The following is a 4,444-nucleotide window of genomic DNA, read 5'->3' as shown; positions in this document are numbered from 1 at the left end:
GTTCGCCAGCAGTGGGGAGAGGGTGCCGCCCTGCGGGGTGCCGGTGAGGGTGTCCTCGCGGTTGTTGTCCTCGGTGAGGACCTGGGGCATGGCGAGAAGTGGCTGCTCGCCCTAAACATCCTCGACGACCTCGCCGCCTGGGGTCTGCCACCCCGAGTCGTGCTCGCCGACGCGGCTTATGGGACCAACGCGAGCTTGTGTGCCGCGCTGGAGGACCGCGGCCTGGGCTATGCGCTGTCCGTCCGCTCCGACGTCACCGCCCACCCCTTCGACGACGCCGCCTGAAGCCCCGCTCGCAAAGGTCCTGTCGAATGCTGGCCCCAGCCCCGCTACCGCCAGGCCCCGCTCGCCGTGGCCTCGCACGCCGTCCGCCTGGGGCGCGAGGGGTTCACCGAGGTCACCTGGCGTCAGGGCTCTCGCGGCCCGATGCGCTCGTGCTTCGCAGCGCTGCGGATCCGCCCCCCGCCGACAACACCATCGCCCGCCCGCTGCGGCAGCGGGCTTCCTCCGAACAGGGCTGGTGGGACGGTGCCCTGCCCGAGTTGTGGCTGCTGTCCGAATGGCCCGCCCACGCCGACGAGCCCAGCGAGTGCTGGTTCTCCAACCTGCCTGCCGACACCCCGCTGGAGGACCTTGTGGGCTGGGCGAAGCTGCGCTGGCGCGTCGAGCACGACTACCGCGAACTCAAACACGGTCTGGGACTGGACCACTTCGAGGGACGGGAAGGCCGCTGTGAATGCCTGTCATGGTCTGGGCGCTCCTCTGCTCGCGGGTGACTGCTTGCCTTGCCGCTTGCTGATCCGAGCTGAGGGGCGGGAGGGTTGCACTCGATCGCGGGGAGGTCATGCCCTCTGGCTGCCTGGCCGAGCCGTCAGCCCAGTATTCACGCCTGCCCCCGGTTTCAGTTCCGGCACCTACCGGGGCCAAGTGGGGCTCAGGTGAGGTGGTCCCACCACCAGGCGATGGTGGGGTAGGGCAAGGCTTCCTCGGTCTTGATGCCGGAGGGTGGGGTGGTGGTGCGCTGGTAGGTATGGGTGGCGGCGGGGTCGAGGTAGCGCATGGCCGTGGCGCCGAAGCGGAAGTTGCCGGCGATGACTCGGTCGATGCAGGCGAAGTACCGCCGTAGCTGCTCGCTGGCGCAGGTGAGGATCTGATCGCGCAGCCGCAGGTAGAGCGCCATCATCGCGTCACGGATACCGACGGCCGCAGACAGGGCGTCGTCGCGGGACATGTCCGGGTGGTCGGTCCGCAAAGCGGTCTGGAGGGTGTACTTGTCCTGACCGAGCACGACCTCCTTGAGGTAGGAGTAGCGGTCGTTGTCCATGACGGCGGCGAGGAGGCCAGCCTCGGCGGCGGCCTGAACGGCCGGGGCGGCCAGTTCCCAGTCAGCGGCCCCGATGTCCCCCGCCGCGGGGATGATGCCCATGGTGGCGTACAGGCCGGAGGCGCTGCCGCGCATGGCCAGGTACTCGTTGACACCGGGCGGCGTGTGGCGTTCGCGCAGTGCGGTCTCCCAGAGCATGGCATGGCACCAGGCTTCCTGCGGCCTCACGAACCGTTCGTAGTGGACGTCGCTGGTGTGGGCGCGGATGCGGATGAGCGCATCCGCTAAAGCCTTCTCCAGCGGGCTGGCGTCGGGACCCCAGGAATGGGGAGACCGGCCTAGCCGGACGCACCGGTTGGTGATGTGGACCGTGTCGGTGGTCCGCGAGGATTCGGGAGCCGGGACCACGACGTCATTGATCTCGAAGGCCCAGGCGCTGTAGTCGGCCAGGGCCTGCTGGAGCGGCCCGGTTGTAGTGGGGAAGCAATGCGCGACCAGCAGGGCCCCGACGTTGGCGTATATGGCCGCCGCGGTGTCGTTACCGCCCCCCAGGCCGGCTTTGCGAGCCCATGTGGTGCACTCGGTGATCAGGCTTTGCGCGTTCGGGGCCACCATGGGCTCCATCGGGATCCAGAACGTCAGGAAGCCATCGGGGAATCGGACGCTCATGATGGGCCTCCCTGAAGACGCGTGGGTGAGCAGCGGTTGCGATTGACGAGCGTGTCCACCAGGGCAGCGAGTTCGGCGGCGGAGACGGTTTCCGGCTCGGCGCGAGCCAGGTGTTCGAGGGCCTCGGTGGTGCAGCGACGGGCCCGGCGCAGGGTGGTCTCCCGTGCTCCGGCCTCCTCGATGAGCTCGGCGGCCTGGCGGCAGTCCTCCTCACTCATGGGTGCGTCCCGCTGGTAGAGGGCGCGCAGGGCGGACGCCTGTGAGGTACGGCTGGCCAGCGCGGCAGCGACCGGCACGGTGATGGTGCGTGCGCGCAGGTCGGAGCGGGCGGGCTTGCCGGTGAGTTGTTCCTCGCCCCAGATGTCGAGGATGTCGTCCAGGCACTGGAAAGCGATGCCCAATTGCTGCCCGAAGGCGCGCAGATGCCCGGCCCGGGCAGGGTCGGCGCCACCGGCCAGGGCACCGAGTTCACACGCGCAGGCGAACAGCTCGCCGGTCTTGGCCGCGGCCACTGCCACCGCACGCGCTTCACTGACCTCGGTGCCGGTCTCCAGGAGAGTGTCGAGATACTCGCCCTCGATCAGCGCCTGAACGCTGCCCAGCAGAACGGGGATGGTCTGTACGCTGGGGTCGGATTCGGTGAGGGCATGGATGGCAGCGAAGAAGAGCGCATCGCCCGCGAGGAGGGCGGCGGGCAGGCCTCTGGCGGCCCACAGGGCCGGGCGGCCACGGCGTAACGCATCGTGGTCGATGATGTCATCGTGCAGCAGGCTGGCGTTATGGACGAGTTCCACGGCGGCCGCGGCCGGGCGCGCGTCTTCGGGTGCGCCGCCGACGGGCTGGCAGGCCAGAAAGGCAAGCGCCGGACGCACGACCTTCCCATCGACGTCGGCACTTCTGACAGTACGGTCATCGGCCTGCCAGCCGAAGTGCAGGGCGACCGCATGCCGGATCTCGGGGGGAAGCCCGTTGACCTGGGAGCGGATCAACGGCCCCACTATGGTCGCCGTCTGCGCCAGGATCGTCGCGCCATCGCGCGGGGTCTCAGACACGTCAGCCTCCGCTGCCAGGGTGGGCCAAGGTCGGTCGCCGTCAGTGTGGAGGGGCGCACAACCTGCCAGGCAGTGCTCACAGCCCGCGCGCGGGGGCACGCCCCCCGCGCGCGGGCTCGTCCACCGCACCTCTGTCCGGGACCAACACCGTCGGCCCACCGGTGCGGTCTCTTTCAGCCGCTGTGGCGGTTGAGCTGGCTCGTCAGCTCACAGTTCGCGGCACGGTCCACGATGCTCGGCCACTGGAGTCTGGGCATACCGGGGTGCCCATCGGGTCAGCGGCGGGTGCCCCCCGAGGCGGGTGCCTCCCGGACTGGGGTACAAAGCCACCGAGGTTAAGTTCGACGCCTCGAAGCTGGAAGCCGACGGGGGCTACTAGCCGGTCACATCTCTATGGAGAAGGGCAAGGTCGTCGTGAAGTGACGGCCCGCTAGCCCGGCACGAAGGGCGCCGGCTCCACCGAGCAGGGCAGCCGTCGTTGCTTCCGGTCGGCGCACGTCCAGGACATCTATGCGACGCGTTTACCCAGGTCAACACTGTCACTGACTCTTGAGCACTCCAAAAAGCCGACGGGCAGGTCGCCGCGAAGCCCTACACCCTGCTCCGGCAGGCGCTGGAGCGAAGCGCGAAAGTCGCGGTCGCCAAAGCCGCGTGGCGCAACCGCGAGCGCCTGGGCCTGCTCAGAGTGAAGGAAGACGCCATCGTGCTTCATGCCATGTGCTGGGACGATGAGATCCGCGATCCCCCCAACGTCACCGTGCCCGCCGTGGACGTCTCGGCAGCGGAGGGCCAGGCCCCGGCCGCCGGGATGATCGCCGGGATCGGGCTCGAGGCGGCGCTCCAGCTGCTCGAGACGATGGCGCAGGAGGACATCAGCGACTACCGCGATCACTGTCGCGACGCAGTGGAGGAGATGTTCGCAGCGAAGTCCGAACAAGCCCGTCGAGCTCGAAGGACCGCAGCCGACCGGCGAGGTCGTCGACCTGATGGCAGCCCTGAACGCCTCCGTCGCAGTTGCGAAGGACCGCCGAGGCGAGTCCAGTGAGAACGCCGCCGTCCACGAACTCCCCAAGAAATGCATGGCGAGAAAGACCCCCACCAAGAAGCGGGCTTCCAGCGACGCGGCCACGAAGAAGACAGTCGCAATGAAGAGGGCTGCGAAGAAGACAACAGCACGGAAGCCGCGCAGCGCCTAACGGCCGCGTGCGCAGCATCGCACGCCCGTCGCTTTGACGCCTCTGCAGCGCGCCCTGACGGCCGCCTCGGGGATGAGAGGCGGCGGCGACGTGTGGAGGCGGTCCGTCCTCTGACGGCGTCTGTGCCGGTCATGCGTGGAAGATGAGCAGGTCTGCCCGGTCGCGGCGGGTGCTGTTCCGGCGGTAGCGGGCAGGGTCGGGCG

General features: G+C 69.1%; 5 protein-coding genes. 3 read left to right on the top strand and 2 right to left on the bottom strand.

The genetic code is table 11. The features are described from left to right. On the top strand, positions 1-285 hold a 285-nt coding region (locus ACJA3G_RS31200; RefSeq protein ID WP_406556397.1), incomplete at its 5' end, for a transposase. A 149-nt stretch (positions 286-434) separates the two neighbouring features. Then, entirely contained in the window at positions 435-776 is a 342-nt protein-coding gene (locus tag ACJA3G_RS31195) for a hypothetical protein (protein ID WP_406556396.1), read from the top strand. Between the two features lie 158 nt (positions 777-934). Here the strand turns inward: ACJA3G_RS31195 and ACJA3G_RS31190 are convergent, their stop codons facing one another. Continuing rightward, entirely contained in the window at positions 935-1,993 is a 1,059-nt protein-coding gene (locus ACJA3G_RS31190; protein WP_406556395.1) for a terpene synthase family protein, read from the bottom strand. Continuing rightward, entirely contained in the window at positions 1,990-3,045 is a 1,056-nt protein-coding gene (locus ACJA3G_RS31185) for a polyprenyl synthetase family protein (protein WP_406556394.1), read from the bottom strand. Before ACJA3G_RS31185 ends, ACJA3G_RS31190 begins: the two co-directional genes overlap by 4 nt. A gap of 598 nt (positions 3,046-3,643) precedes the next feature. Between ACJA3G_RS31185 and ACJA3G_RS31180 the strand changes: the two genes are divergently transcribed. Further along, entirely contained in the window at positions 3,644-4,090 is a 447-nt protein-coding gene (locus ACJA3G_RS31180; RefSeq protein ID WP_406556398.1) for a Ku protein, read from the top strand. Positions 4,091-4,444 lie beyond the last annotated feature (354 nt).

Origin of the sequence: Streptomyces sp. YS-3 (assembly GCF_045257485.1) — a bacterium.
GTDB lineage: Bacteria > Actinomycetota > Actinomycetes > Streptomycetales > Streptomycetaceae > Streptomyces.
Note: the sequence above shows the minus strand (reverse complement) of the source record. Positions and strands in the feature narration are given on the sequence as shown.